The organism is Pseudomonas arcuscaelestis (assembly GCF_016881005.1).
Taxonomy (GTDB): Bacteria; Pseudomonadota; Gammaproteobacteria; order Pseudomonadales; family Pseudomonadaceae; genus Aquipseudomonas; species Aquipseudomonas arcuscaelestis.
In genome coordinates this window covers 207787-232899 of the sequence record NZ_JACOPV010000006.1, presented here as the reverse complement: position 1 = coordinate 232899, position 25113 = coordinate 207787, and the positions used below count along the sequence as shown (strand labels likewise).

The window sequence follows — 25113 nt, the reverse complement described above, 5'->3', positions numbered from 1 at the left end:
ATCCGCTTGACTGCCCTTGGCTGATGCTAGGGCGGTCATCGCCCCCCTCCCAGCCACTTATTTTTTGTTTGCATTCAGCACTATTGCTCAGCGTCGGCTGCTACCGACACCATCGCCGCCATCACCAAAGTCCTTGGTGGTTGACGTCCACAGGTAACTGGTTAAGTGAGAAACGTGGCAGGTCCTTCCGATTTATAGCGATCCAAGAAAAAAAGAAGCGTTGGAGGTGGCTTTCGCTGACGGCTGTGGAGCGCTGGTTTGAGGGCTTAAGCAGCGTCACTCTTTCCAAACCTCCGCAGCCAGCGGCAACTCATTCAACTCGGCGCGGGCCTCGCGCCAGGTTGGAAAATGCTCCCCGAGGATGGAGATAAAGCGCTCATTGTGGGTGGGCTCAAGCAGGTGAACCATCTCGTGGACGATCACGTACTCAAGCAGGTCTTTCGGCTTCTTCACCAACTCGGTGTTCAGTCGAATGTTCCCTGCTTGATGGTTACAGCTACCCCATTTGGTTTTCATCCGCTGCAGGTAATAACCAGCCACCTTAACCTTCAGCTTGCGCTCCCACTTCCTGATCAACACTGGCACCACGGCGTGCAGTTGCAGCTTCTGCCATTCGTGTATCACTTCGGCGCGCTTATGCGCATCACTGCCGGGGCGAACAGTTAAGGTGATGCGTTTGTGGTCGAGCACCACCGATGGCTTGGCGTCTTGGTGGTTAACCACCATCAGGTAACGTCGGCCCCAAACATAGTGGCTTTCTCTTTCCACAAACTGACGCGGCGCTTCACGCGCCTGCGCCTCCAGTTTGCTCTGTTGCTCGCGAATCCAGCCCAGCCTGGAAATAGCATAAGCCCGAGCGACTTCAAGCCGCGTGCTTGTTGGGGCAACTAACGTTACCCGCCCCTCGGGCGGGTGCACACTCAGGTGGACATTCTTGATGTCTTTCCTGGTCACCGAAATTGAAATATCGCCCAGCTCAATAATCTCGCTCATCAATAGCCCTGTTGGTTCTTGATGATCTCGAATATTGCCGAGGTCGCTACACGGTCACGCCCCATCAAAGGGAACAGCGCGTTAAGAACCTGCGCTTCCCGCGCAGGGTCTCCTCGCCAGGATGAAGGGGCCGATCCGCGCATCGCCAGATCAATATCCAAAGCCAGTTTCACCTTTGCCTCTTCATCCATCGGGCACTGGAAGGTGGTCGTTGCAATTCTGTCGAGGTTGTTAAAAAGCACAGTAGCTTCCCTGTGGCCGTTAAGTGCTTCCGGAGAGTTTCCTGGTCCTTTCTGCCCCAACTGTCTGACCAGCGCCTCGGCCTTGCGCAAAAACTCCTCGTAAGCGGCAGCATCTTCACGACTCTGTTTGATCAGATCCTCAAGCAACTGCGACATACCCTCGTAGAACTTCGGATCTGTCAATTGTTCACGAATGATGGTCTTGCGCACGTTGTTGATAATGCCTTCGGCAATCGCCCCCTTGGAGAGGTTGCCTTTGGCGTTGAGCTTTTTGGCGATGGCATCGTGAACGCCAGTCTGAACGATCAATTCAACCAGCGAAAAATTATCGACCGTGCTCATCGGATCGGCGTGGTCTGCCTGAATATAAGTATTGAGCAGATGCCGCATGTCCGCTTCGAATGGCTTGATATCCAACTCTTCGCCGGAATGTTTCTTGATCGCCTCACGCAGGTCTGCATAGAACTGCACCTCAGTTTGCAGCCTTCCCGCTTCAGCAGCCGAGTAACCAGCTTCGGTGAGGTTCTGCGCCAAATCGGCAAACGCCCGCACAAATGAAGCCACCGTCTTGTAGAAGGACACCCGCAGTGCTTCGGTCTCATCCAGCCCATTGGCGTTAGCGGCAGAACCACAGAAGTAATGGATAAACTGCTCAACCTCCCGTGGCGGCGCCACGGGGGCGCACAAATAGCTCAATGCCTCTCGGGCAGCGTCCAGTTGCTTCTTCCCTTCGACCAGCCAATTCTTCAGCTCAACGTTGTTATTGCCCCCGCTACCTGCGTCGACATCTAACTCGTCAGAGGTGTACACCGAAATGGCATCTTGCACGTCGCCGAACAGCTCTTTGAAGTCGACGATATAGCCAAAGTCCTTATCATCGCCGTCGAGTCGGTTGGTGCGGCAAATTGCCTGGAACAGGTTATGGTCCCGCAGCTCGTTATCCAGATAGATGTAGGAGCAACTGGGTGCATCGAAGCCAGTCAGCAGCTTGCTGACCACGATGAGTAGCTTCAGGTTGGCCGGTTCCTCAATGAAGCGACGCTTGGTCTCTTCTTCATAAACGGTGGTGGTCTGACCGGGCTTCAGTACGTACTGCGTATAGGTATCAAACTTATAGCGCTCATCGCTTTGTGCGGGCTCGCGGGAGATCGCGTTGTGGTTCGGCTCATAGGACGTAATGATGCCGCAGTAAGGGCCAAACGATGTGGTCTCAAACAAGCGGAAGTAATGACAGGCATCGTAGATGCTGGCTGCCACCAGAATGGCGGTACCCCGGTCGTTATTCAGCCGCGGCTTCAGGCTGAAGTCCTCAATGATACTGGCGATGATGCGCTGCTTGCGCTCGCCGGCACTCATAAGCGCTTCCATGGTCGCCCAGCGCTTGCGCAAGATCGACTTCTGGTAGTTGTTCAATGCTTTGGTTTTCTGCTCGAACCAGGCATCGATGGCCTTTTGCGAGGTCAAACGCTGCGGTACGTCGCGTGCTTCATACTTAAGGTCCAGCACCACCTTGTCCGCCACGGCTTCGTGGAATTTGTAGGTGTGGATGTAAGTGCCGAACACATCGCGCGTAGTCTGTTTGTCCTTGCGCAGCAGCGGTGTACCAGTAAAGCCAATAAACAGGGCATTGGCCAGCCACTGCTTCATTTGCTTGTTCATGTCACCGCCTTGGGTGCGGTGGCATTCATCCACAAATACATAGAAGCGCCCATGCATGGGCGGTGGCGGCACGCTCAGATCTGGCTCAAACTTGTGCAACAGCGCACAGAGCAAGCGCGGCGAGGTAGCGGAAAGCTTCTGCACAAGATCGGCACGGGAGGTAATACGTGGCGAGGGCGAGTCGTTGCCGATTACCCCGGCATTACGCATCACCCCGGATATTTGCTTGTCCAGCTCATCGCGATCCGTGATGACCAGAATGCGCGCCTCAGGATCATGCTCCAGCAACCACTTGGCGATCAGCACCATCAGAATGCTCTTACCACTGCCTTGGGTATGCCAGATAACCCCACCCTCTTTACGCCGAACCCGCTCCTGCGCGGCCTTCACTGCAGCGTATTGATGAGGGCGCGGCACCTTCTTGATACCCGCATCGAAGATGATGAAGTTGCGAATCAGATCGAGTAAACGAGACTTCTCGCACATCTGCGCCAGCGGGTCGTCCAGCAAATAACCAGACTGTGGCACTTCTGCACCCGTTAGCACTTGGTAGCGAGCAGGCATCTCCCGCAGGGTATTCAGCTCTTCAGGCCCAGCGTTCAGGGAAGACGCCTTCCACTCGACAAAGAACTCGGCGCGAGTAGTCGCCGTGCCGTAGCGCAAGCCCTGAGAGTCACTGCCAGCGAAGACCAACTGCACTGTACTGAAGAAACCCTTGTTGAAGATTTCCTCCTGGTTGGTGATCAGCTGGTTAATGCCATCGGCCACCTCAACCGAACTGCGCTTGAGCTCAATCACGCCGATAGCGATACCGTTCAGGTAGATCACCAAATCAGGGCGGCGCTCATGGCCACCGCACAAGGTCACTTCCTCGGCAATGGCAAAGTCATTGCGTTCAGGATTCTCCCAATCAACCAGATGCACCGTCTCATGGGCCTGACCAACAGCCACCTGCACTGGCACGCCGTAACGAAGCAACTGGTAGGTACGCAAATTAGCCTGATAAAGCGTGATGCCAGTGGAATCAGCCGCAGTCATCAGCCTTTGCAACGCTGCTGATATTTGCGCACCGGAGTAGTCCCGCTGCTTCAGGTTTGCCTGCAACAGCTCGACTTCAATATTGCGATTTTGCCCACGCTTGCTCCACTCACCCAGGTAGTCGTATCCAAGACAATCAGGCCGCGACTTGTCCGTAAACAAGGCCACAATACGATTCTGGGTGCGACGTTCGGAGCGAGGTTGTTGAATCATCAGGTGCATCCTGCAGGGTTTACTCGGATTCGTGTTTGCTGACGAGGCTATTGAGCAACACGTTATTCATTTTTTCGGAGTGGGCGCGTATGGCGTCGGCATCCCAAGATTCTGTTTCCATCATCAAATACTGTTTAACGCTATCGATGGTGTTGTTCTTATAAAACTCTTTCTTGGCCGCGGGCATGAAATTGCTCAGTCGAGAATTCTTGCTGTGGCTGATCAGGCATAGATTGCCGAACGAATTGAGCGTGTCGGCATCGAGCTGCACCTGTCCGTCTAGCGGATGTTGAGGGTAGTAATGCTCCACCGAACTACGGAAGGTGAACTCATAGGATTTAACCTTGTCATTCGTCCCGAGCTCAAGCCAAAGCAGATAGTCCAGGAAGTTGAAAATCAGGTTGTTTTCGATATTGCCGAACGTCAACCGAGACTCCACCGTCTCTGCCGCAATGCTTTCGCGGCGTGTCTGACAGGCGCCCCGATTGGTATAGATCATCGCAAAGTAATCCAGGCCTGCCTCTTGGGCCAGAAAGCGATCAAAGACAAACGCCTTTGCTACCGACTCCATGTGCCGCAGATAAACCTGAGCCTCAATCTGCTCAGCGTAAAACAGGTGAAACAGCGCCGCATTCAGCCAGTGCTTGTAAACCAGCGTTGGCGTAGAAACATGAAATGCTGACAGCAACATCAGGATGCGGCGGTTGATGCCTTCATTGCCGTCCTCTTCGCCGAAGGTATTCACATAACTCCCCCGTCCGGCGCTACTGTGATCGCCACCTTTGTTCCACTTGAAGCGTTTGAGACTCCAACCATCCGAGCCCTTGATGAACTCGCGCTTGATCACATATTGGTCAAACAGATACTTGCAACGCAGCAGGCTAAAGGTAAAACGCTTCACTGCCGCAACAGGGTCTGGCTGCTTGAGCACATGAGCCTCAAAGGTATCGAGCAGGCGTTTGTCATCCAATGGGATGTCCGCTCGCGTTTGGACACGCAGTACATGCAACAGAAAGTTGGGAAAATTAATCACCGTGTTGAAGCGATCTGGCGCCTCCTCACCTGACTCACCCTGCTTCGCAGCGACCGGGACCTTGGCAATGATCTGATCAAGAGTCATGCGAGTGTCCTGCCGGGCAGTCACCTCCTGAGTTTTGTGCAGTGCAGCCCGAAGCGAATCGAAGTCAGCGAGTTGAAACTGTCCCCAGTCCCCTTCGCCAAAAATGCTGCCACGTTGGCCAGGCGTGAAGCCCATTTGCACATAGCGCTCCATGTTCGCGCAGGCTTCCCATACTGCATGCAGGCAATTCTGACTCTGCTCGCAGCCCTGCAACTGCTCCATCATCCGCGCCTTGAGCACCTCGTGCTTTTCCAGCTGCTCACCGCGATTATTCATGATCTCGAAGTAATGGTTCAGGTCCGTATCCGCCGGCACTTTCACCCGCATGATTTGCACGTAGCCAAACAAGTAGTCGGCGAATTGCTGAGGTGAAACTCCGTTCTCATTCAGCTTCTGCGGCAAGACTTTGTGGATAAGGCGATAGCCATTGAGGATGCCGGTATTGATCTGCTTCTTAGTCAAAACCTCTGCGGGGTCGTCATTGAACTTCTTCTCGAAGATAGCCGCAAAGGTTGCGCGCGAATGCTCGCGGCTATCGAAGTGGATACTCAGGTTTGAATACCAGGCAAGCTCGACAGCCTTGGTGTTTTTCAGATACGACGTCAGCAACGACAGGGTCGTCAGCCGCTGTTGGCCGTCAATGGTTTCAAACACCGGTGTTTTGCTATCCGGGCGCTCATACACCACCAAGGTGCCAATGTAATAATTGCGCGCGTTTTCGCCCTTCTTCGGCAGGTAATCGATCACGTCCTGAATCAGCTGCGTGATTTCGCCCTCCTCCCAGGCGTAATTGCGCTGATACATCGGGATGACGTACTCATCCCGACCGCTGAGCAGCGCCTTGATGGAGAGCTGACTGATTTCCCTACTCATAGTATTTCATCGCCTTGAACAGAGCTTCGATCTCACCGGTTCTGGTTGACTTCTGGCCACTCAATACCGGCAGGGTGCAGTTAATAAAGTCAGCGGGACGTGTGGCTTCCTTGATCAACCTGAAAAGATTGTTCTCCAACACATGGTTATCCATGCTGGCCAGCTGCACCACCTGCATCTTCAGGCGCAGGCTATACGCCCAGATGAAAATCTTCTCGATGGCGCGGGAAATATCCGCGTGACCGAACTTATCGATGTAGTAAATCAGCAGGCAATCGAACATCGCCCGTACGTAGCAATCGCCGGTGCGGGTTCTTGCCGGGTAGCTATTGAGGGTTTTCATGATGGTTTGCGCATAGCCATCGAGCCCTTCAGCACCCACCAGCTCATGTCCGTTCCAAGACTCGGCGCTGATCCGCGCCACTTTGCCCTGATAGTGGCTGATCAGCTCAAAGAAGCGCCGGCCATTGATGATGATCTGATCCAGGTGGAAGGGAAAACCAAGCTCGCGCGAGTCGATCTTGCGCTCGTACTGCCCGTTGTAGTTATCGACAAAATGGTGGGCGATACGCAGCTGCTCCACATAGGGGTAGCTGGTCACCGTGTCGATGTTTACGCCCTTGAATAAGTCACTGTCGTCCTTGCTGAAGTAACGCGCCGAAACCCCTTTCGACCAACTGCGGATGCGGTACAGGTACTGCGAAAACAGCGTGGCCAACTCATCGGTATCACTGTTTTCCCAGCGCGCCACCGTGGCCGCCTTCAACTGCTCGTCACGCGGGCTGAACTCACGCAGATGGTAAGCCTTGAGCAGATCATGGGGTTCCAGGTCCCGGCCCCGCGCATTCTGCGAGTCAAAGAACTGGAAGGCTTCCGACACATCGTTCAGCGCCACGGCAACGACCTGACACTTGTTCAGGAAGAAATCGATATGCGCCTCGGTGAAGTCCGCACGGGAAACAATGCGGGCCACCTCAAGGTAATTGCTGTGGATGTTCTTCTGCGAGATCTCGCTGGTAAAGCTTGGGTTCACCATCGCTTGTTCAAGTTTGAGCAAGCGCTCCTGCAGGTCTTTGCGTTTGAGCTTTTCTTCTTTGTTCCGCTGGATCAGCGCACGGACCGCCAGCAGCAGGCTTATGGTCCGCTGCTGGCCATCGACGATGTTCCTGGTCCCACCTTCGTGGTGAAACACAATAGTGCCCAGGCGGTAAGCCGACTTGTCCTTATGGATGGCGATATCGGAGAACAGTTGATTGATGTTCTTGCCGGTCCACTTGTAGGGGCGCTGGTACCGGGGAATATCCAGCGCAGAATCCATGAGCAGTTCGTAAACGCTGATGATCTTGCTGGAGAGCTCAGTGGTCCGCAGCAGTTTAGTCGCTTCCATGCTCAGGTTGGTCATAGCAGTCGGGTTCTTCCGGTTAGCAGCTCTTGCATCATGCCTTGCTTGAGGGTGCGGGTTTTGGTTAGGCGCTGTTCCAATACCTCCAGTTCGGCGTCCATATCGGACAGCACGGCGGCGATGGCGGTTTGTTCGCCTTTGTCGAGCGGGAGCCGAACTTCATATGTAACGAGCTGCCCTTTTCCGATTTCAAGAAATGTGCTGCCTCCACAGAGACTGATGAATCCCTGCTTTTGCGTCGTGAGCAGATAATAGAGAAAGTCTACGTCTACATAATGAAACGGAACGAAATTCTTAAACCCCTGATTCGTAGAAACCGGAACGGTATTGATAGCGCAGTCGCCGATTGTGGCTCGCGATGTCATAACGACTGAGTTAGCAGGAATTTTCTCTGCCGAGCTGAATTTCAGCCCAAGCTCAGTGATTCTGCGACTAGTCTCAAACAAATATCTACGTCCCTTGAGTGCCGTGATATCGGTCGGAGTACACCAGAGGACCTCTCCATCCCAAAATTTCGGCTCTGCAGTGCTTGGCGTGCCGCCGCTCCGAATATCTGCGAGGTCGCCAAGTGCCTTAAACTCCCACTCTCCGTGGAAACCGGGTAGTCGGGTTTGGCCGGTGAGGAGCTGTTGCATGGCGGCCTGTTTGAGGTCGCGCTTCTTGGCGAGAAGCTGCTCCAACGCGCTCAGCAGCGCATCCACATCGCTCAATGCCGTCGCGATGGCACGTTGTTCTGGGACGGGAGGAACAGGCATAGGTACTCCCATGAACTTCTCACGGGGAAGATGCGCGATGCTGGTCTGAGTTACATAATTCGCGAGCAGTCCACGATCAGACCACTGACGAAGTAACTCGACCATGAGCCGTGAATCGAAACCGCGAAGGGGTCGCAAACGGTGAAGGGCCTTCTGGTAATAACATTCCTCCAACGGCGAATTCCAAAGCGCAGCACGACCGACATCACCACCTTCGCACACCAGCAAATCACCATCTCGAAGGCGATATTTTTCAAGGTCTGCACGAGTCATCGGAACAGTTGGAAGGTCACTGAGGTCAATTCGCCCCCACTGAACCGATTTATTACCTAGGTAGGGCTTAGGTACTCCGACGTTCTTTTCCGAGTCAAGCATCTTGCCGAGTTTAATTTCGAATTCTGCTCCGACCGTAGAGACATCCCAATCATCTGGAATTACCCCCACTTCCGTTTTCTTATAGCCCGCCTTCACTGCCATACCGCCCCCATCTTTTTCAGATGTTCTTCCACACGACTGGCAAGCATGGCCACTTCATCGGTGAGCTGTGGCAGCGGTGTGGCGTAGCGCTCGCTCAGCTCGCGGATGCGTCCGGTCAGAGTCTGAGAGACTCGGTCGAGTTCGCCCTGTACGGCAGCGGCCAGGGTGGCGACCCACTTTTCATCCACCACCAAGCTTTTGATCTCGTCCTCGCCAAGCAGCGGGTATTTCGCGTGGATCTTGTTCTCGAGGTCTTCCTCAGCCTTTTTGAGCTTGGCCTTAAGGCTGCTTTGCTGATCAATCAAGGCGTCGTATTCGGCCAACACCTTGAACTCATCCTCATAATCCGGATCCATGCCAATCTCGCGTTGGCGTGTCTTGATCGCTTTGGCGGTGACCTTCTGCTTGTCACCCTCGCCTTCGACCACTTCGCTGAGCGAGCCATCTTCCCCGCTGTGCTCTTCAAGCATTTCACTCATGCTTTGCTCAACGCTGGCAAGCCGGGCTTCAAGGCCTTCAATAGCGTTGCGCTCGGCCATGAAATAGCGGGCAATCAGAATCTCGACCGGAATCAGGTCCGACTTGAAGCGGCGCTTGCCTTGGCAGTAGTCATGCTTCTCAGCCCAACCCAGCTTGTTGCTCTTATCCTTTACCTTGAGGATTTCACGCGCTTTAGCGGCGGCCTTCCAGCCGTCGGCACTGATCAGGTAGCAGTCGTCCTGCATGGTCTCGGCCCAGTAGTCCATCAGGTGCTGATAGATGTCGTAATGGTCGAGCAAGGGTGCTTTGGCGAAGGCAATGAGCAGGTCTTCGGACAGTGTGGCAATCAGCTCTTTAGGGTGGCTGTTGACTGCAAAGCTTTTCAACTGAGGGGTGCTGTCCGCCAGCCATTGGTTGAACAGCTTATCCACGCCTGCTTTGAAGGCATTGAACTGCGGATGGCCGAAAATGACCGATTTCACCTCAGGGCTGACCAGCTCAAAGTAACCGGGATGGCTGGCCGGCTTGAACAACGCCGCGCGCAGCGCTGGCATCACCTGCCAGTAGCTGTCAAAGGCGTCGATATCACGCTCGGGAATGCCACCGCGCAAATGGCCGTCGATGTCCTGAATATCCTCAGGTTCGGTACTGTCGATGTAACGCGGCAGGTTGAGGTTGAAGTCGTTCTTCGGGTCGCTGATTTCGTCGAAGGTCACCATGCGGGCATAGCGCGAGTCGCTTTCATCCAGCCGGATAAAGGTATCGACGATCTTGTGCACATCCTGATCGCGCAGGCGGTTCTTCGGGCCGTCCTTGATAAAGCCCTTGGCGGCATCGATCATGAAAATGCCTTTGCGCGCACTAGCGTTTTCCTTGTCCAACACCAGGATGCAAGCGGGAATACCCGTGCCGAAAAACAGGTTGGCCGGCAGGCCGATAATGGCTTTGAGGTAGCCGGAACGCACCAGTTGCTCACGGATCACTGCCTCGGCATTGCCGCGAAACAGTACACCGTGGGGCAGAATGCAGGCGCCTTTACCGGTACTTTTCAGCGAACGAATGATGTGCAGCAAAAAGGCATAATCGCCCTGTTTGGCCGGTGGCTCGCCCCAGGCAAAGCGCTGATAGGGGTCATTGGCTGGCGTCAACCCGACGCTCCAGCTCTTGACCGAGAACGGCGGATTGGCCACTACGTAGTCATAGGTACGCAGCTGCTCACCATCCTTGAACTTGGGCGTGGACAGTGTGTTGCCCTGCAGAATGTTGGCGGTCGGGAAGTCGTGCAGGATCATGTTCATGCGAGCGAGACCGGCGGTGGTCACGTCCATCTCCTGCCCTTCCAGGGTGATGTGCGTACCCGCCTGGTCGGCCACTTTCAGCAACAGCGAACCTGAGCCGCAAGTCGGGTCATAGACACTCGTCTTGGCCACGGCATTGGTCGGGCTGATGCCGATGACTTGGGCGATGACGCGGCTGACCTCGGACGGGGTGTAGAACTGCCCCTTGCTCTTGCCGCTTTCGCTGGCGAAATGACGCATCAGGTATTCGTAGGCATCGCCGAGAATGTCATCGTTCTCAGCGCGATTTTTCGAGAAATCCAACTCAGGCTTCTCGAAGATAGCCACCAGGTTGGTCAGACGCTGCACCATCGCATCGCCTTCGCCGAGCTTGTTTGGGTCGTTGAAGTCGGGGAAGTCACTGCGCGCAAGCCGGGCGTTGGCGTCGATCAGCGGTTGAATGATCTGCGTGTTGATCTTGTCGCCGATGTCGGCCTTACCCTTGAGGGCGATCATGTCTTTGAAGCTGGCTCCCGCCGGGATGTTGACCGGCGGCGCGAAGTCATCCGAATTGCCGTACTTGTCGGAGATGTACTTGATGAACAGCATGAACAGGACGTAGTCCTTGTACTGGCTGGCATCCATCCCACCGCGCAGCTCGTCACACGAGGCCCAGAGGGAAGAGTAAAGATCGGATTTCTTGATAGCCATTGGCAATCCTGACTGGGGTAAAGAGTAAGTGCGCAGGCGACGCCTGTTGCGCCCTCGGTAACTGCCAAGGGCACGAGCGCCAGACAGGGGGGCGACAGATATCTGTAGCGAAGCGGAAGCTTTACCTGCGGCTAATTAGCGAACCTTATCGACTTCGGTTTCATCGGGCCAGCATATCGACCCTATTTTTGGTCCCTGTCCCATATAACCAGTGAATGACCCATGGTGTCGTAGTCGGCGGGCGGTCGCTCTGGATTCCGCGCACAGTAAGCCGCTGAGCTTTCGGTGCCAACACTGGACGTGCGCACAGGTAAATAATCCACTCAGATGGTACTGACGCTAATGCGCGAGGCAAGCGCCAGCACGCTGTTTCTTGCATATTTGCAAACGCGCGGATGAACGTACCTGTACCCATAATCGACATATCGCCGAACATTGATTTCTACCAAATCGGGCCTCATCGCGTTTTCAGCAACGCCTCAAAATCCGAAGCCTGGATGTCCGAAGCCCCACTCAACATATCCCGCGCCAACGCTCGTCGCTTACTCAGCAACTCATCCAGCGTTGCTTCGAACGTCGGCATCGTCGCATCCCGAACCGTTGGATAGTACACATACACATCCTTCTCTTGCCCAATCCGATAGGCCCGATCCGTCGCTTGATCTTCCTTGGCCGGGTTCCAGCAACGGGTGAAGTGAATGACGTGGTTGGCCGCCTGCACGTTCACCCCAAACCCGACCGCAATAGTGGACAGGATAATGACGGCGAAGCCCGGCAGCTCCTGGAATTGGTCGATCAGCTTCTGTCGGCTATTGGCGCTCTGGCTGCTGGTACTGGTATCGCCGTTGATAACGGTTGCCCGAAAGCCGAAATGCTCCTGGATCGAGTGCTGCAACTCCCGCTGGATATCACGCAACTCGGTAAAGACGATGACCTTGTCACCGTTTCCAGCTCTTTTGATCGACTCAAGCGTCTGCATCAACCACTGCAGCTTCGGCGAGTTGTCACGCAATCGCTTGTCTGGCTGGACGCTATACGGGTGGGCGCAAATCAGCTTGAGCTTGTGCAGTAACCCAAGCATGCCGGAGGTCTTTTGATCGAGCTCTTCTTCGATCTGCTGCTTCTGGCTGTACGCGGATATTTCCGACAGGTACAGATTGCGCTGCAAGGCATGCATGCTAAGTGAACGACATGCCATGTCTTCGATTTTGGCAGGCAGGTCTTTGGCAATGTCTTGCTTGGTTCGGCGCAAAGTCTGCGGTTCGATAAGACCTCGGAGGCGCTCCAGTGCAACCGTATCGCGCTCCAATGCGGCTTCGATAGGGCGCTGATACTCGCGACCGAACTGGTTCAAACCGCCCAGAAAACCTGGCTGAATGAAATCGAACAGACACCAGAGATCGATCAGCGTGTTCTCGACGGGCGTACCGGTACACGCCACTCGAAATCTAGCCGGAATGGCTTTGATCGCCTGAGTCACCAGTGCAGCTGGGTTCTTCAGCTTCTGAGCTTCGTCACACACAACGATGGACCATTGCTGGCGCGCCAGGGAAAACTCCTGATCACGCAGTGTCTCGTAAGTCGTCAGGACGATTCGGGCATCGCCCATCCAACCTGGGCGCAGCAGGTTCTTAATGCCTTTTGCTTTCAAGTCCGCAGGGATTTCTTCCTTCTTGAACTTCACTGCACTCAAGGCTGAGCCATACAGCTTCAGCACTGGCAGTGCGTCAGCGAAGAAGAACCGGTGAAGCTCACGCTCCCAGTTATCAAGCAACGAAACCGGGGCGACGATCAGTGTCGGCTTGTCTTGTGGATACTTTTCCAGGTACCAGACCAGGAAGGTGAGCAACTGGATCGTTTTTCCAAGCCCCATGTCATCAGCGAGCAAGCAACCTGATACGTCCGTGGGGGACAAGCGGAACAAATGCTGCAACCACGCGACGCCTTGAAGCTGGTGCTCACGCAATACGACCTCAGGCTTGAGCAAGCCGGGCAACTCTGGCGTCGCGTCCAAAGCGGCGCGCAAGGCTGCCTGGCGAATCTGAACGTAGGTCGGCTCGTCAATGTTGTGGCCGATTTGCAGTACGGCGCGGCCAACCTTCTCCTGCTGCTGGACCAGGCTGGTCTCGACAGGGGCGATCTTCTTCGACCAGGCATCAAACAGTTGCTCGGCCGCGGCAATCGACAGCGGTGTTTCGGACTCTGGCAAACAGACTGTTTCATCACCGGCAGCGCGAGCTTCGTCCAGCCGCTGCTCAAACGCTTCAAATTGAGCACGGTCGGAAGGATCCCAGCGCCCAAGAATTTCTGCATCAATGCCCAGCGCCGCCACATCCTTCGGCAGCCAGTTCTCGGTCGCCTCTTTGACCAGGAATGGCGAAGTAATTTTTTCCGCTTCCCCGATGCCCGTCACTCGGTCGCCGTATAGCGACAGGTCCAGGACGGAGTCGAACTCGATACCCGCCGCTTCGTTTTGCCAACGCTTAAGCAGGTCGTTGATACCCGCCAGCTGGCGTAAATCAAAATCGCTAAGCTCCAGTTCATAGCCCTGCCAGAAACCGGCCGGCATGCCAGCGGCCAATTTCAGCTGCAACTCATGCACGAACGGCGCGAGTTCATAAGCCGCTTTGAATTCAACTTCGATGGGCGGCTGCGGGGTTGGCGAGATGGGTTCGAGCGTCAGGTTTACCTGCTCAATGTGCCGCCCCGCTTCATCCAGTTTGGGCTCCAGATGAAAGCGGTGAAAGAAAATCCCGGCCTCGGCCAGTTCGTCTTCATAGCTCTGCGCATCCAGCACTTGTGCGGCACTATCGCCGAGTGCGCTGTAAGGGTTGCGGACGAAGGAAAGAGCATCATCCCCAGCGACCCGACGCCCGGGCAACGAGCGCACATAGTCCAGTACAGATTTGACTTCAGGCTCAATCAGGACGTGGGTCAACGATCCATCATCACCGGTCACCCGATATCGGTCCTGAACCTGATTGGCACCGTCGAAACTCTCAAGCCAGTTTGCTGGCTGACCTTCGAAGCTAGGTTGCAGCTCAATAACCGGGGTATCACCTACGGTCGATTTCCGCGGATTGAGCCGCAGGCTTTCAGGTTTAACAACGACGGTCTTATCCAAGAAGCCATCCATACCGGCACCCGCCTTGCGCGCCAGCTTTCTGATGCTGGCCCAGCCGATCTGGTTGGTTACTTCACCTGGCTCATTTTGTTGTGCCAGATAAAGTTGTCGTACCGCACAGGTCAGTTTCCAGGACACCTCAGGCAGAATTTCCGTGTTTCCGTGATAATGAACGATGGCCCCCGTACGCTGCACTTGCACATTGGCATTGGACTGCGGGTCACGCCAGCCACTGACGGAGACTTTGAAATCGTCGGAGGCAAGGCTGCCTTGGCTGCTCAATTGAGGGATGAGGGCTGTCTGTGGCGGCAACCCCAATAGAGGCAAACTTGTTACGTGCTCTGGCTCATCCAGCAGCCGGTACAGCTCATCCCACGTCAGCAACCAGCGATCGCTGAGTTGAGAGACGAACTCCTCTTCTTCCAACTGGTCCAGATAACTTGCCAGCGGCCAGGACTCCGTATTCTCCGCCAAGCTCAGGGGATAACAAATGCCCTGCTCCTCAACGGAAAAAACAGGCTCAGTATTTTCTAACGCCGAATTCGGCTGCAGGCCAATGCCTTTGAGCAAACGCTTGAGCATTACTGTCTCCAGAACCGGAGTGGCTGGTGGTTGACGGGCTTGAAACCCAGGCGTTGGAGAGTAGCAACGGCCGCCAGATCATTGTCATCAAGCTGGACCTGAAACGCACCACCGCGCCCGCGCTGGTCATAGACCTTGTGCTTGACCGACTTCAAGGCGTCACGGACCTGGTCTTCAAAAGCGATCGGTTTGGTTGCTCCTGACGCTCCGGCCTGAGTTTGAACGCGAATGCCCAATTTTCCGAGCTTGTCATCGAACTTGCTTAGCCAACCCTCGATGCGGTCTGGGCGGCCAGGCGCAGGTGAATGAATCATCCACTCTATCGTTCGATGGCGCTGCTTGAGTTCTTTGGCGAGTTCAAGCTGGAATTTGTCTGGGTTAAACGGCGAATCGTCCGCTTTGTACACAAAGCAGGCATTACCCGTTCCAGAAAACTCCACGAAAAAGTAGTCCCCAATCTGCATGACAACGGCATTGTTGTGCCCAGGACCACCGACCAGCTTGCTCAAGCGCCCCTTGTTCTTCTCACGGAAATGGACAAAGTCCTGCCCGCGGTCATTCCAGGCATCCGAGCCCATGACGATCCGGGTGTAGCTCATTTGGTTGGCAAATCTTAGCCAGTAATACAATCGCGACTGATCAACCTCGGAGTCTCCCTTCAACAAGTTGAAGAAGTGCTCCAGATCTTCCTTCGCGAACCATGCCACGACCATCGCACAGACGTCTTTATCGACATACTGCAGCCAGCTGTTTTGTCTGGAGCGGATCTGTGGGCTGCCCCAATTGTCGAGCGCGCGTTGTTTGAGCAGCGACGACGGCTTCTCTCGATAAGCTGCCAAGTGGTAACGCGACAGGCATGCACTCAGGATGTCGTTCATGTACCGCGGGTGCTGCCGGCCGATGTCGATCAGGTCGGCCAAGCGCAGAGAGAACTCAGCGTCATCCAGCATGAAAATGCGAGAAATCAGTACGGTAAAAATCCTGCGCCACAGCCAACTGCTGTCAGGGATCTGCGCAATCGTCTGCAATGCCGAAAGGTCGCTGATTTCACCCTTGAACATCTGGTCACCCAGCCTGGCACCTGCCTGCTCGGAGAAAAGCTCCTGATGTTGCTGAACGATCTGTACCCATTCCTTCTCGCGCTTTTGCTGGTCTCTAACACATTCGAAACCGAGCTGGACATCTTCGCGCAACAGGCACCAATTGGCGTTCTGGGCAGGCGTAGCGGCGTCGTAACCAAAGTAGCTGAAGCACAGCGCCAACCAATCCCGGCGGCTCAGCCTTCGCTTTTCGATACGCTGATGCACTTCTTCGTGCACCCGGGCGTAAAGCTGATCATCGTCCAGTATTGGCCCGACTCGCTCACTCTTGTCTGAAAGACCGGCGAACACCAAGCGCCATTCCGAGGCGTTGAGTGGCAGTACATTGCGAAACTTGCTTATCGCAGCACGGCGCTTTTCTTCGGGGGGCGGCAAGGCCTTTTCAGCGCGCTCGAATCGCTCGTAAAGATCGCCCCCCGCAGCAGCCAGACGGGGGAAACGCTCCAACGGTTCTGGGGCCAGCGCCGTGCGATGAGCTGACAGACTGTGGCTAATGGCGGCGGAAAGCCTCACGATTGAGCTGGTCATCGATTCATCGCCAACTGACATTTTTCCACATCAGTGTTAGTGAACACCGGCACATCAGGCTTGAGATTGCCCTCCTTCTCCTTCAAGCCAAAGAACTGCATACGCAACTCCACTCGCCGGCTTTCTTCCTTGGTGTCCTTTGCGTTGTTGAACGACACGCCGCCCGCCAGAAACGTCGATCTGATCTGCTGTTGGTGCTCTGGCGACAAACCGACCTGGAGCGGGCTGCGACTATCGAGCAAGCTGCACATCACCCACTCCGAACGCTGCAGCGACAGGTGCAAGTTATAAAGGTAGGAGCCGTCGGTGTCGGTCGAGCCCTCGATCACAACCTGTTTGAACCACTTACGCCCCTCTTCACTGTTAGCCGCGTCCAGAATCATAGGCACGACCTCCTGAAGTGCCGATTGGCCATCGCTGCTCAGCGCGTACTGGTTATGCCCGAAACGGCCAGCATCGCCGAAACTGATCCGGTTGTCCTTGCAGTCCACGACGATGGTCTTGCTGGCAGTCTTCGCTTTGAGGCTCAGGTGCTCACAAATCTGACTGATGTCCTTGCTACGCTGCTTCTCCCCCTGCTCCGCCTGGTTGATACGCTGCGTCACGGAACTCAAAGCCGCCACCATGACCACAAGAAACAAAATCATCATCGCGGTCATCAAATCAGCGAAGGAAATCCAGAAAGGCTTCTCTCCCTCGTCCTTGGAACGGGCAACCGAAGGCATTTGCTTACCAAACATCGACTAGCCTCCGTTACCGCCTGATGCGTTCCATGATGTCGCTGAAGTCTTCGAGACTTTCCTTGACCCCTTCCACACCGCCAGCGAGGCTCTTGACTGCTTTATCGAGCTCGGTGTCGAGGCTACCCAAGGTTTGTCTCAACGCCCGGTCCATGCCTTCACCGAATTCCTTGAAGCCGTTACCCAGCACACCACTGATGTTTTCGAGGTATTCATACACTTCGCGGTTAAGCGCCTGCATCCGCTCGCTCTGAACCTTCAGGTCCTGGAGATATTGGCTGCGACCGCTGGCTTCCCCTTGCGCACTGGCAACGACCCCTTCGATGACAGCGAGCGTTTTCGCTACCGCTTCACGATTGTTCCGGTAGTCCGCGACAACGGTGTTCAGCTCACGCGACGCCTGCGCAAGCTCAGCCCCTGCGCCTTGGACTGTGCCCATCAGACCAGCAGTCGACTCACTGGCTCGAGCAACGCTTTGTCCGGCGGTTTCAAATCGCTCAGCCGCCGCCCGCATCTTATCCGCACCCAGCTGCATACTTTGCAGATGCTGCTCAGTCTGGGCACTCAATGCATTGACGGTGTCCTGGGCAGACTTCTGTTGCTCGGAAACCGTCTGCAGCAAAGCCTTGACCTGCTCGTCGAGGCCACCCACCAGGTCGCGGGTACCTTGGTGCAAGTCAGCCTGGGCGGCACGGGTGGATTTATCCATCTGCTGCTGACCATGCTCCAGTTGCTTGAAGACGGCCGAGAGCTGATCACCCAGCACCTCGACAGAGCCTGCAATCTTGGCCATGGTTTCCTGTTGGCCTTGGCCGATGCTCTGCTTGATCGACTCGACAAAAGCCTGGAGATTCTCAGCCATTGCCTGTTGGCGAGCCTCGCTTTGAGCGAACAGCTTCTCCAGTTGCTCGGCCATTCGAGCGCCAGCCCCCTCCCCTTCGTTGCCGATACGGGCAACCGAAGCCTGAAGATTGGCGAGCATCTCATTCATCCCCGCTTGCATGGCGTTTTGTCCTGCCTGCATATCGGCCAGTAGCTGGGCAATCATGGCCGAACTGCTTTGATTCGAGGACTCGCTAGCCGAACGCATATCCTGGATCAGGGTCGAGAAGCCTTGCTGCATCGACTGCATGGCAGCAACTGACTGGCCCATCAACTCGTGTAGGCCATTGAACTGTTGGCCGAACGTACCTTCCAGCTTGCTCATGAAGGCAACCAGAACATCCTGAAGCAGGTTCTGTACCTGCCCGGACTGATCGCCACTGGCGGCCTGCACTGCACCCGCGATGGCTTCAAGCGGCGACTTGAGGCTGTTCTCGATCGCACCGCTCACCTGATCGGCCAACAGCTGCCCAGAGTCACGGTACGTCGTTGACAAGGTATCTGCCAATTTGAGGCTTTCACGGACCTGGGTATCAACGAGGTTCTGTAACATTTCCCGCAGATCAGTAACCAGGCTGTCCTTTAGCTGACGTGTTTGCACCGAACTTTCAGCACTTGAACGCACGAGCTCAGCCAGGTATTCCTCACCAACACCACTGTCGAAAAGCCCATCGACTGTTTCGTTGAATGCCTCAAGCAGCTTGTAGCAGTGCCCCAGACGCCACTTTTCAGTGAGCGTGACGGCGATGGAGGCCATGATTGAAATGAAAGAGCCGATGAAGGCGAACAGCACGTCTTTCAAGAGCTTATCGACGCTGGCGTTAACCTGTTCAGGCGTGCTCGGGTCAAAGTGCTGAAGACCTAGCATCAAGCCGAAGAAAGTTCCGACAATCCCGATGCCGGTCAAAATACCAGGCAGGTGTTTATAGAATTCGGTCCCCAGCGGGGTATCAACCACACTTTGCGGTGAGAAGAAGTGCGCAGCTCCGGCGGTGGCTCGCGATCGGACAAGTACCTGTTCGCCTTCCTTGAGCTCGAACTGATCGTGCAGCGTTTCAGCGTACTCACGCCAGGAGTGCTCCAGCTTGGTGCCACTGAACAGACGCTCCAACTCAGAGCGCCGTTGAGACGGGCCGAGCGCTTTCACACCCTGCACGCGTTTAGTGAGACTTTTCAGCTGACTGCTAAGTTTGAAGGATCGACAAAAATAACGGACAAAGTACCAAGCGCATAAAATGAAAACGAAGCCAACTACCATTTTGGGTGCGATCAGCTGCTCGGAGCTTGCTGCACTCCATAGATGCAACAGCGTCGAAAAATCCATACTTTCCGCCTTCAATTTAGCAATTTTTTGATGTTCGGGACGCCTGCAACACCCACATTGATGCGTCAATTGCCAATCCTGCTGGCGATCTATGACAGCACCTTGCTCGGTACGCGTTTTTCAGGGCACAACAAATTCGGAATGGAAAGGCGGTAGTATCACTACAGCTGATCAAGAACCTTCCGTAGACAAATGCCAGAAACATCATGTCATTATGCTACCACCTTAGCCTGAGCCCTGATCGTCGTAAAGCTGGACGCGATCAGTGGATTCCTGATCTGAGATATCTGCCTGGCTTATCGGGTGCGCGCTCATAGACCACGTTACAAAGCCACCGACTCCCTCCAGCCCCTTACATTTGGATTAGAGTCGAAAACTCTGGCTCTACTCAGACAATTCTCGAACTATGATCCGATTATGATCGCCATCATCAAAGCCCTTGGTAGCCGATTTGCAGAGGCAGCTAGCTCTATAGAAGACCTCGGCCTGTACAGCCAGCTCGTCACTATGCGGGTATTAGCACGAATTACCGGGATGTCGACCAAGCCGCTGAATGACCGTTGCTACAGACAAGCCCATATACGGTTGTGAATATGTTGCCCCTGCTGAATACGAGCCTACCAGCGCGTTGAAGCGCTGTAGTTCGGCAGTATGTTGGGATTGGGGCAGTCACTATCCATCAACGTCTGCACCGATGTCTACGATCTCAATAGCTAAGCTCTGAATAATCTCGATACCTTCAGGGCACTCTACCAACTCGACAGCGTCGACGGTTGGAGTTGAGAAGCCGTAATCAGTCGTGACACGCCATACGACAGCCCCAGCCCGGGTAGTCCCGGTGAACAACGTTGCATAGGTTTCACCACCCCCCTTGAATCTGGGAGCCTCCACCAACTCAAATGAAGACTGAACAATCAAATCTGCCGGGATGTTTACCTTCTCGCCTGACAGCTCGTAAATCACATCCTTAGTCACTTCAATCACTGATGCCATGGTGCCCTCCTAGTAAAAGGGCACCACTGTAGTGGCAATCAGCCAGTCAGAAAATAGGAAATTTGCTCAGAAATGGGGAATAACCATCGACTGATCGATAGCACTCAAGCAGTTGCCCATCGAACGCGACCAGTGCGAAAGGTTCGTGCCCCTGCCGGCTTGATACGTAGATGCTGAGTGTCCTTGGCGAGATAGTGCATGGCCTTGGTAACCTTGCCACACGCCTGAGTGTCAACTCGCCTGATCGTCCCAATACCGACCTCATCGCCGTAACGGTCCTTGTCATCGTTGCAGCGGTAGCAGTACCCATGCCCACGGCTGATCTGCTTCCACAGCTCACCAATCTCCCTCGCTTTATTAAAGTCGCTACGTACCTCAGCACCATTGAAGAAGAAGGCTGCATGGACGTGAAACCCCTTGTCCTCTCCTTGCTCAACTGAACAGATATAGCCCGTCTCGTGCTTGAAGATCGGATTACGCTCCCTCGCTCGGACCAGAAAATCCAGATCTTCGAACACATGTTCGATACGCAGACGTGCTTGTGCTATCGCTTGGTAGTGCAGGTCAACCCGTACCACAACCGTACGGGAATAGCGATCCAGTACCCGCCCCACATACTCAGTAAGCATGGCCTGCTTCTGGGTGGCCTCATAGCGACGGTCATTCTCCTTACGCTTGAACTCCTTGCTTCGGATAATCTGACGAATCCGAGCGACCAGCACGTTCATAGAGTGGTGGAAATCTAGGTATCCCGTTCCTTGCTCATTCAGGCAGATCAGGCCTGCAGGACTACGCTCCAGGCCAATGTCCTGACAGGCTTGCCAGAAGGCTCGCAGGTGTTCGCTGTAGACGTAGGCGTGACGATCATCGAAGAGGTAAACCATCTGCTGCATGGAGTCGAAGTATTTGGAGAGCCTGGTCTTCTGTACCCGTTCGTATCCCGATGGAGACTGAATGATCTCGAAGGCAGGTCTGTCAGTACGCTCAATGGACTGAACGAGTCGCTCGATCAGGATCGAGGCTTGAGACTGTGACACGTGGGTGCAGGAGGTAGGGTTGAGTGAATGCATGGTTGAGTACCTGGTTGGGTGATGATCACACCAAGTACTCACTGAGTAATTTTTTACTGCTGAGACGTTCTCTGCTTGAGACTATTGGAAGGTAGTAGTTGATTGAATATGGCTATATCAATAAAACCAGCTTAACCAAGGAAGGCACTGCCCAGAAAAGCAGGCCTATTGGAAACCACATTCCCCCATCTATTGAGACTTTGGCTATGAGCCTACCGGGGGAGTTGTCTGAGGTGCCACCACGGCAACCGGCTGACGAGACATAAAGCGCCATGGCAGGGGCTTCCCCTGCCATGGCGTATTGAGATTGCTTGTAACAGGCACCCAAAGCTCACCCCAGATGCCTACGAGTCATACGGCTACCCCTCGGCCGAGTCGCGTGCCTTAATCCTAGCCAGAATCCAGTCGTGTACCTCACTTTCCACCCAGCCAACGCACCGATCACCCAGCGAGACCGGCTTTGGGAATGCTCCTTTGTCGATGTACTTATAGATCGTGGACCGGCCCAAGCCGGTGCAGTCTTTAACCTCTTCCAGACGGATGATCCTCATGAACGGGCTCCTCATATTCGTTCAGAGGATTCGCAAAGCCTGTAAAAAACTACTTAATCACCTCGCCATTGGCCGGCCCGGCCGGGCCCGGCCTGGTGCAGTCAGCAAGCCATAGTTGTATCGATGCTCAATGGGGATGTCAGATTCGATGGGGAAGTACCCTACCTCCCCCCCCGCAGCATCAGCAGCAACGACTAGGCAACCGCTCCACCCAGCTAATGAGCGGGGCAGAGCAAGCAACGCAATGCGAATATAGCCATCCTCTATCGGCTGAGGAATGATGACGAAATCCATACAATCGAACGGTACGTTGGGGATCTCCCCAAAAAACGTTTTGATCCAAAACGCCAATCTATAAGCCCAGTGACAGAGCTCATCTAACACATCGATGAACTGTTCCCTACCCGAACATGTGGTGCCGTCACCATCGAATTCTGGTGGTTGCGTTGAAGGCCGAAAGTCCATGCTGATCAACTCACGCAACCCCAGGTCGACAATCCGTTTATTTGTAAAGCCGGGGAGCAGGTCGGACCAATACCTTGAGAGCAGATATGCAGCGTACCGCTCCACCATGACCTGTAACAATTCAAATGCCGGCTCTTTCAAGGTCGCAAAGTGCCTAACAAACTGCTCGTATTTTGTGCCTTGATTAAGTGCACGGCTCGCCTCGTTGGGACAATAAACCTCCCTTCGAACGCGATATGCATGCATCACATCATCGATTTTATGCGCCCCATGCATGCACACCAGAATTGAAGTGGCACTTCCCACGCCCGCTAGCTCTGGATGGTCAAGATTCAGGTAGTAGATACTTTTCATTTTACGCGCGAAGATTGGATTCGTTGCCCCAGGCACGTAGGTCCTTATCAAGCCCTGGTCGATCAGCCGCCCGAGCCTGTGCCTAAGTCGCTCCTTATTGAGCCCAGTGAGCTTACAGAGCGTCGCGAAGCCCAGATCTTTGACCACCCCGAAACGGTCAGCGCGGCACAACAACACACTCAGCAACAGTCGATTCACGACAGTGAGCCGATCAGGCTGTTTTTTACTCCGTAGGTCAGTCAGCAGACCCACCTCGTCGTTCTGCTCCTCGGGTTTTTCGCTTGCTTGGCAGACCTTCTTGCTTTCGTGCCTAAGCAAACTGCCGATAGCTACCTCATGCTGCGTTTCTGTAAACGCGGTAATGCTTTCGAGCTTCTTGTAAAAATCCTCTTTGAGTTGGTAGCACCTTTTGGGGCGCCCCTTGCCCTCGGGAGTGGACGAGAAGCTCATTACATCGAGCGCCACCAAAGTGGTCAGCGCTCCTGACACCTGGCGATCTGAGAGCCCAAACTGCTTTGCCAAGGCCTTCACACCAAGGTCGACCGTCTCAGCTATTCCAAAGCGCTGGATGAAGCGCACCAGGAAATACTTCCCCTCGGGCCCAAGCCCTTTCACTTCACAAAATAATGCAGATAAAAACACGCTGACACCACCGTAATATCGGCTACAGCGGCCTATTATATCGCAATATTTACAGACTGTTTTTTTCCAAGTCGTGATGCAGTCACGTGACAGCATCACGTGATCAATCACAAGGTATAATGCTGCAGACTGGCATCAACAATTGGGGGAGGATGGGGGTATGGGTCAGAGGTCGCTTGGACTTACATGGCTAGATCGCAATGATCAAAAACAGCAGGAATGGGCTCACAAATATCTGCAAGGGAAAGGGGAAATAGACCAGCAACGTCACCCCTTAAGGAACGATCAGCTCCTTCGGATCGGGGAGGAGCTGGAGAGCACGAGAGAGGGCATATTGCTCATTGGGCAAATGAAGGACGCATGGAGGAAGTTTAAATCCAACGCCTCAGACAACGAGAAGGGCCGAAAGACATATGCCTTCAAGCTCAAAGTCGATGTGAAAAATCAGCTGGCGTGGCTAGCCAAGAAGAAAAAGGTCACTGCAGCCGAGATGCTCGGCAGGTTGATCTCTGGTGAGCTGGATGCCCATGTAAGATTTGAGACGACGCTCAACGAAGAAAAAAAGACGCACAAAGAGCTGCTGAGAAACTCAAAAAATAACACTGCCCAATACAAAGAGACCAACAAAACCCTGAGGGAGTTGCTGGATGTCAGCATTGCACGAGTGTGTCGATTGGAGATCCTGCTGCAAGATGTCGCGCCTTCAACAGAACCCGTCACCCAGGATCAGCAACGCAGGATCGACAAGCGGTGCAAGCAGATAATGGTCGATGCCGAAGCAATCGTGAAAGGCCAGAGCACCCTACTACCAAGCGAGCTCTTTAATCACGCCATACCAGTGGGCGATTCCACTCAGGCCCTAAAAGAGCCTGCCACAGAGAGCCCGTTTTGTTCGCAAAAGTCACCGACAGAGAATCAATCAAGCTCAACTGAATATACGTCTAGGATTGACTCGGAGCGCCTGCAGCTGCCAGAAGATTATTTGGAGTCCACCTTTGTGCTCGTAGCTGCCCCTCATGATCCGGCAACGAATAATCTCGCGGGTCTACGCCCAAAGGAGCTTCCGGAAGAGAAGAATTCTGTCTCCCTTGAAAAAAATACGAACGACCTTGAGTCTCGATCAGTACTACAAAGCCGGCCTGGCAGTGAAGCGATCACTGACATCTCCGCTGGGATTAAGAAAATACCTCTTCAGATAAAGAAGACCACGGCTCTCAGAGTTTCTCAGGGGAAGCCAGAAGAGAACTAATCCATTCGCCTTGAGCCAGACGCAGAGTGATCTGAGCGGGGGTATAGACATGCCATCAAGCAAAGCGACCTCCTCCACGCGATCCTTCAGCTCGACAAGAAGCATCACCTCGGCGGACCTAATTGTTATGAGTCTCTGACGAAGGTATTCCAAAAGGTATTCCAACAAAAAAACAAACCGGATATTAGCCTTATAAATCAATTAATTATGAAGCCTGTTCAGATTACCCCGGCCCACCAATTCCACACAAAGCCTCGATTATTCGAGGC

15 protein-coding genes are annotated in these 25113 nt (G+C 54.3%); 1 reads left to right on the top strand and 14 read right to left on the bottom strand.

Going from position 1 to position 25113, the window contains the following annotated elements:
• Window positions 1-276: 276 nt before the first annotated feature.
• From H8F21_RS11495 to H8F21_RS11430, 14 genes are all read right to left on the bottom strand, one after another.
• Window positions 277-993 (bottom strand): M48 family metallopeptidase, encoded by a 717-nt coding sequence (locus H8F21_RS11495; RefSeq protein WP_203584373.1) that lies wholly within the window; start codon window positions 991-993, stop codon window positions 277-279.
• Entirely contained in the window at window positions 993-4145 is a 3153-nt protein-coding gene (locus H8F21_RS11490; protein ID WP_203584372.1) for a type I restriction endonuclease subunit R, read from the bottom strand. The genes H8F21_RS11495 and H8F21_RS11490 overlap by 1 nt, the downstream gene beginning before the upstream one ends.
• Before the next feature lie 19 nt (window positions 4146-4164).
• Complete coding sequence (locus tag H8F21_RS11485; protein WP_203584371.1) at window positions 4165-6138, bottom strand: DUF262 domain-containing protein; 1974 nt, start codon at window positions 6136-6138, stop codon at window positions 4165-4167.
• Complete coding sequence (locus H8F21_RS11480; protein ID WP_203584370.1) at window positions 6131-7540, bottom strand: DUF262 domain-containing protein; 1410 nt, start codon at window positions 7538-7540, stop codon at window positions 6131-6133. Before H8F21_RS11480 ends, H8F21_RS11485 begins: the two co-directional genes overlap by 8 nt.
• A complete protein-coding gene (locus H8F21_RS11475) occupies window positions 7537-8772 on the bottom strand; it encodes a restriction endonuclease subunit S (protein ID WP_203584369.1) in 1236 nt (411 codons plus the stop codon). The genes H8F21_RS11480 and H8F21_RS11475 overlap by 4 nt, the downstream gene beginning before the upstream one ends.
• On the bottom strand, window positions 8763-11240 hold the full coding sequence (locus H8F21_RS11470; RefSeq protein WP_203584368.1) for an HsdM family class I SAM-dependent methyltransferase: 2478 nt from the start codon (window positions 11238-11240) through the stop codon (window positions 8763-8765). The genes H8F21_RS11475 and H8F21_RS11470 overlap by 10 nt, the downstream gene beginning before the upstream one ends.
• A 457-nt stretch (window positions 11241-11697) precedes the next feature.
• Window positions 11698-14946, bottom strand: coding sequence for a type I Zorya anti-phage system protein ZorD (gene zorD / locus H8F21_RS11465; protein WP_203584367.1), 3249 nt, complete (start codon window positions 14944-14946; stop codon window positions 11698-11700).
• Window positions 14946-16574, bottom strand: coding sequence for a type I Zorya anti-phage system protein ZorC (gene zorC / locus H8F21_RS11460; RefSeq protein ID WP_203584366.1), 1629 nt, complete (start codon window positions 16572-16574; stop codon window positions 14946-14948). The genes zorD and zorC overlap by 1 nt, the downstream gene beginning before the upstream one ends.
• Window positions 16571-17314, bottom strand: a complete 744-nt coding sequence (gene zorB1, locus H8F21_RS11455) for a type I Zorya anti-phage system protein ZorB1 (protein ID WP_203584365.1) — start codon at window positions 17312-17314, stop codon at window positions 16571-16573. The genes zorC and zorB1 overlap by 4 nt, the downstream gene beginning before the upstream one ends.
• Before the next feature lie 13 nt (window positions 17315-17327).
• Window positions 17328-19520: a type I Zorya anti-phage system protein ZorA1 gene (gene zorA1 / locus H8F21_RS11450; RefSeq protein ID WP_203584364.1), complete on the bottom strand. Its 2193-nt coding sequence runs from the start codon at window positions 19518-19520 to the stop codon at window positions 17328-17330.
• 672 nt (window positions 19521-20192) lie between these two features.
• Entirely contained in the window at window positions 20193-20513 is a 321-nt protein-coding gene (locus H8F21_RS11445; RefSeq protein ID WP_203584363.1) for a hypothetical protein, read from the bottom strand.
• 104 nt (window positions 20514-20617) lie between these two features.
• Window positions 20618-21583, bottom strand: coding sequence for a YagK/YfjJ domain-containing protein (locus H8F21_RS11440; RefSeq protein WP_203584362.1), 966 nt, complete (start codon window positions 21581-21583; stop codon window positions 20618-20620).
• A gap of 359 nt (window positions 21584-21942) precedes the next feature.
• Window positions 21943-22134 carry a helix-turn-helix transcriptional regulator gene (locus H8F21_RS11435; RefSeq protein WP_203584361.1) on the bottom strand — a complete coding sequence of 64 codons (192 nt, stop codon included), beginning with the start codon at window positions 22132-22134 and terminating at the stop codon, window positions 21943-21945.
• A 57-nt stretch (window positions 22135-22191) separates the two neighbouring features.
• Window positions 22192-23595, bottom strand: coding sequence for a hypothetical protein (locus H8F21_RS11430; RefSeq protein ID WP_203584360.1), 1404 nt, complete (start codon window positions 23593-23595; stop codon window positions 22192-22194).
• Window positions 23596-23755: 160 nt separating this feature from the next.
• On the opposite strand from H8F21_RS11430, the gene H8F21_RS11425 reads away from it, so the two are divergent.
• Complete coding sequence (locus H8F21_RS11425) at window positions 23756-24844, top strand: hypothetical protein (protein ID WP_203584359.1); 1089 nt, start codon at window positions 23756-23758, stop codon at window positions 24842-24844.
• The last annotated feature ends 269 nt before the right edge of the window (window positions 24845-25113 follow it).

What these genes read in the sequence shown, in the direction of transcription:
- H8F21_RS11495 (WP_203584373.1), bottom strand. Translation starts at nt 993, where the DNA reads ATGAGCGAGATTATTGAGCTGGGCGATATTTCAATTTCGGTGACCAGG.
- H8F21_RS11490 (WP_203584372.1), bottom strand. Translation starts at nt 4,145, where the DNA reads ATGATTCAACAACCTCGCTCCGAACGTCGCACCCAGAATCGTATTGTG.
- H8F21_RS11485 (WP_203584371.1), bottom strand. Translation starts at nt 6,138, where the DNA reads ATGAGTAGGGAAATCAGTCAGCTCTCCATCAAGGCGCTGCTCAGCGGT.
- H8F21_RS11480 (WP_203584370.1), bottom strand. Translation starts at nt 7,540, where the DNA reads ATGACCAACCTGAGCATGGAAGCGACTAAACTGCTGCGGACCACTGAG.
- H8F21_RS11475 (WP_203584369.1), bottom strand. Translation starts at nt 8,772, where the DNA reads ATGGCAGTGAAGGCGGGCTATAAGAAAACGGAAGTGGGGGTAATTCCA.
- H8F21_RS11470 (WP_203584368.1), bottom strand. Translation starts at nt 11,240, where the DNA reads ATGGCTATCAAGAAATCCGATCTTTACTCTTCCCTCTGGGCCTCGTGT.
- zorD (WP_203584367.1), bottom strand. Translation starts at nt 14,946, where the DNA reads ATGCTCAAGCGTTTGCTCAAAGGCATTGGCCTGCAGCCGAATTCGGCG.
- zorC (WP_203584366.1), bottom strand. Translation starts at nt 16,574, where the DNA reads ATGACCAGCTCAATCGTGAGGCTTTCCGCCGCCATTAGCCACAGTCTG.
- zorB1 (WP_203584365.1), bottom strand. Translation starts at nt 17,314, where the DNA reads ATGTTTGGTAAGCAAATGCCTTCGGTTGCCCGTTCCAAGGACGAGGGA.
- zorA1 (WP_203584364.1), bottom strand. Translation starts at nt 19,520, where the DNA reads ATGGATTTTTCGACGCTGTTGCATCTATGGAGTGCAGCAAGCTCCGAG.
- H8F21_RS11445 (WP_203584363.1), bottom strand. Translation starts at nt 20,513, where the DNA reads ATGGCATCAGTGATTGAAGTGACTAAGGATGTGATTTACGAGCTGTCA.
- H8F21_RS11440 (WP_203584362.1), bottom strand. Translation starts at nt 21,583, where the DNA reads ATGCATTCACTCAACCCTACCTCCTGCACCCACGTGTCACAGTCTCAA.
- H8F21_RS11435 (WP_203584361.1), bottom strand. Translation starts at nt 22,134, where the DNA reads ATGAGGATCATCCGTCTGGAAGAGGTTAAAGACTGCACCGGCTTGGGC.
- H8F21_RS11425 (WP_203584359.1), top strand. Translation starts at nt 23,756, where the DNA reads ATGGGTCAGAGGTCGCTTGGACTTACATGGCTAGATCGCAATGATCAA.